The sequence below is a fragment of the Zhongshania sp. genome (genome assembly GCF_041623545.1).
GTDB lineage: Bacteria > Pseudomonadota > Gammaproteobacteria > Pseudomonadales > Spongiibacteraceae > Spongiibacter.
Genome location: NZ_JBFJWS010000325.1, coordinates 1 through 3,453, shown reverse-complemented (window position 1 = coordinate 3,453; position 3,453 = coordinate 1). Strand labels below are relative to the sequence as shown.

General features: G+C 50.4%; 5 protein-coding genes. 3 read left to right on the top strand and 2 right to left on the bottom strand.

Features of this window, described 5'->3' with window-relative positions; genetic code table 11:
• The 3 genes from ABYT30_RS17225 to ABYT30_RS17215 form a co-directional block, all read left to right on the top strand.
• Positions 1–412, top strand: a 412-nt coding sequence (locus tag ABYT30_RS17225; protein ID WP_373097682.1) for a LemA family protein, incomplete at its 5' end; no start/stop codon positions are given.
• On the top strand, positions 412–1,170 hold the full coding sequence (locus ABYT30_RS17220) for a YgcG family protein (protein ID WP_373097680.1): 759 nt from the start codon (positions 412–414) through the stop codon (positions 1,168–1,170). The genes ABYT30_RS17225 and ABYT30_RS17220, both read left to right, overlap by 1 nt.
• Before the next feature lie 60 nt (positions 1,171–1,230).
• Positions 1,231–1,845: a TPM domain-containing protein gene (locus ABYT30_RS17215; RefSeq protein ID WP_373097678.1), complete on the top strand. Its 615-nt coding sequence runs from the start codon at positions 1,231–1,233 to the stop codon at positions 1,843–1,845.
• 2 nt (positions 1,846–1,847) lie between these two features.
• On the opposite strand, the gene ABYT30_RS17210 is transcribed toward ABYT30_RS17215, so the two are convergent.
• Together ABYT30_RS17210 and ABYT30_RS17205 are read right to left on the bottom strand one after the other, a co-directional pair.
• Positions 1,848–2,105 carry a YkgJ family cysteine cluster protein gene (locus ABYT30_RS17210; RefSeq protein ID WP_373083278.1) on the bottom strand — a complete coding sequence of 86 codons (258 nt, stop codon included), beginning with the start codon at positions 2,103–2,105 and terminating at the stop codon, positions 1,848–1,850.
• Positions 2,106–2,184: 79 nt separating this feature from the next.
• Complete coding sequence (locus tag ABYT30_RS17205) at positions 2,185–3,096, bottom strand: DMT family transporter (protein ID WP_373097676.1); 912 nt, start codon at positions 3,094–3,096, stop codon at positions 2,185–2,187.
• Positions 3,097–3,453 lie beyond the last annotated feature (357 nt).

Here is a 3,453-nt window from a genome sequence, read left to right as displayed (position 1 = left end):
TGCCGCGCAGGAGCAGGAAACCCTCACTGCCGTGATTGAGGCGAGGTCCAAGGCAACCTCCATGCAGGTTGATGCCAGCATTTTAGATAACCCCGAGAAGCTGCAGCAGTTTGAAGCGGCCCAGGCCAAGCTCAGCGGCGCGCTAAGCCGCTTGATGATGGTGCAGGAGCGCTACCCAGAACTTAAGTCCAATCAAAATTTCTTAGCACTGCAATCGCAACTCGAAGGCACCGAAAACCGCATTAGCGTTGCCCGCCGCGACTTTATTCTGGCGGTAGGCCGTTACAACACCGAGATTCGTACCTTTCCCGGCAAGATCTGGCACAGCATGATGTATAGCGAGTTAAAAGAGCGCGAGACCTTTAAAGCCACTGCACCCAAGGCGGAAGAAGCGCCCCAGGTTAACTTTTAATGCGTTTATTTCTAAGGCCTTTAATACTGCCCTTGTTGATGGTAGGCAGCCTACTGTTCAGCCTGTCTGCCCTCGCCGCCGAGCCGGAATTTCCCAAGCTTAGCGGCAGGGTGGTAGACAATGCCAAGCTGCTCTCTGCCGCCACTGAGCAAGATCTGAATCGACAGTTGGCGGCGCAGGAGCAACGCACCGGCAATCAGATTGTGGTGGTTACCCTGCCCGACTTACAGGGCTACGAGATTAGCGACTACGGTTTTCAGTTGGGCCGCCACTGGGGCATTGGTCAAAAAGACAAGAACAATGGCGCCCTGCTCATTATTGCGATGAAAGAACGCAAGATGCGCATTGAAGTTGGTTACGGCTTAGAAGGCTTACTGACCGACGCCCGCAGCGCGCAAATTATTCAGCAAATTTTGACCCCCGCGTTTAAATCTGGTGATTTTGACGGCGGTGTGAAAGCTGCCGTTGAGGCCATGGTGCTTATCATCGACGGCAAAACACCGGCGATTGCCAAAACCCAGGAAACGAAAAAGCAGACTCCGCCAAAACTTGGTGGTCTCTTACTGCTCGCCGTTATCTTTATGATGATGGGTGGCGGTCGCGGTCGCGGCGGCCGTGGATTCTTGGGCGGCGCCCTACTCGGCGCGGCATTGGGTAGTCGCCACGGCGGTGGCTTTGGCGGCGGTGGTTTTGGTGGTGGCGGCTTCGGCGGAGGTGGCGGCGGCTTTGGGGGTGGCGGTGCATCTGGAGGCTGGTAACGAAGCCACCTTCATTCAGCAGCCAAGTCCATGAACCTAGAACCTATTACGGAATTCACTATGTCGCTAATCAATAAACAAGAACAACAGTTACTGATCGAGGCCATACAGCGGGTAGAGGGCCAGACCGACGCGGAGCTGGTCACAGTGCTGGCCCGCCAAGCCGATGACTACCGCTATATTCCATTACTCTGGGCAAGCTTGCTGGCGCTAATTTTACCGGGAGCGGTGAACTACTATCCACAGTGGCTTAACCCTCATCAACTAATACTGAGCCAGTGGGTATTATTCATTGGTCTGGCGCTGCTATTTCAAATACCGGCTTTGCAATACCGACTGATTCCCCGCCAAGTCCGTTTTTGGCGAGCCAGTAATTTGGCGCGGCGGCAATTTTTAGAGCAGAATCTGCACCACACCGCAGGTGAAATCGGCATATTAATTTTTGTCTCAGAAGTCGAGCACTACGTGGAAATTTTGGTTGATCGCGGCATTTCAGCAAAAATCCCTGATGCTTATTGGCAGGCCATTGTGAAGCAATTTACCGCCCAAGTGCGCAGTGGCAATACCGCCAAAGGTTTTGTTGAATGTATTGAAGCTTGCGGCGTTGAGTTAAAACGTCAGCTGCCCGCCACCAGCGAAAAAAATGAATTACCCAATCATTTAGTGATTTTATAATTTTACGATTGGATTTCTTCACGCTCACTTAAGCACTCGTAGGAACCGGTCGCAAACTCTCGACAAATATACGGCCGGTTCTCGTAGATTGTGCACAACATTGTTTGGCGATCTAAGGCTGCGCACCAGCCATCACTCAGCCGCGCCATGACTTCACCACCCCATTCATCACGCTGAATAAAGCGCTCGGGCACACCGGTCTCGGTAATCAGCATTACCTCCAAACGGCAGCAAGACGCTTTGCAGCTGGAGCAGCTCACCGCGGTCTGCTTAGCGGCATCAGGGACGATTGAGTGTACTGTTATCTCGTTAATATTAAGACCTATAAATAAAATTTAGCTAAGTAAGTTTGTGGGCTTGGGATTTTTTAACACCTTGTTCTGCCAGTAATATGCCACCGACCACCAAGCACAACGCCATAAAATGATAGGCCTTAAAGTCTTCAGCCAAAATCACCACTGCGAGTATCGAACCAAACACCGGCACTAAGTTAATAAATAAATTGGCGCGATTACCACCAATTAAATCGACACCGCGCATATACAAAGATTGGGCAATGAGTGACGGGAATATCGCTATATACAATACTACGCCAAAACCACGGGCGTCGGGCATAATCGCGTAACCGGCGGAATATTCGTATGCGCTGAATGGCAGTGATGAAATGAAGGCAAAAAATGCTAACACCATAATCATGCTGCGCCAATGCAGTGGTGGTCTGAATTTAAGTGCAACGGTATAGCCGCCATACAGCAGCGTTGCCAGCAACATTAAGGCATCACCGCGATTTAAATCTAACTTCAACAAACTTGAAATATCACCGTGGGCGACGGTAATTAATACACCGATTAAGGTCAGGCTAAAACCAATGAGTTGTAATTTTACCGGGCGCAAACCAAACAAAATAAAATTGCCGAAAAACACCACGAGCGGCATCGCCGATTGCTCTATGGTGACGTTAATCGCACTGGTGTAATTTAAGGCCCAATAAAACAAGGCATTAAATGCGGTAAAGCCCAGCGCCGCCAGTAGAAACAATGTAAGCCAGTGTTGGCGGATAATAGACCATTCGCGTAAGCCGTCGCGCCAAGCCAGAGGTGCGATAAATACACAGGCAAAGAACCAGCGTAAACTGGTAAGCAACATGGGTGAAACGTGGCCGACCGCTAATTTCCCCGCAACCGCGTTGCCACCCCACAGCAGGGCAACAATACTTAATAGAATAAAGGGGTTACGAATCAGGACTTTCATGGTCTATTAAATCGGCGCGAGAACAACGGCCAGTTTAACAGCATTAAGTGGGGATTACTCCGCGCGCTTTGGCGCAGGAATCGCCACCGGGAGCGAAAACTACCGGAAAATATTACGATCGGTTGATGTAAGAGTGGGTAAACGTCAAACGAGAGATGGCGAAAACAGCTGCCTAAAAGATACGCCAATTTGCGATGGGCTGAAGAACGCTTAACGCCACCTGCGCGGAGTTAAGCGCTTGTCATTTAGGCTTTTCGAGCCTAAATGACTGGCGGCACTTTTAGGAAATTGCGCCGCAGGCTTTCAACTCTTCAATACGATCCCACTCCAAACCCATTTCCATTAAAAAGGTTTCGG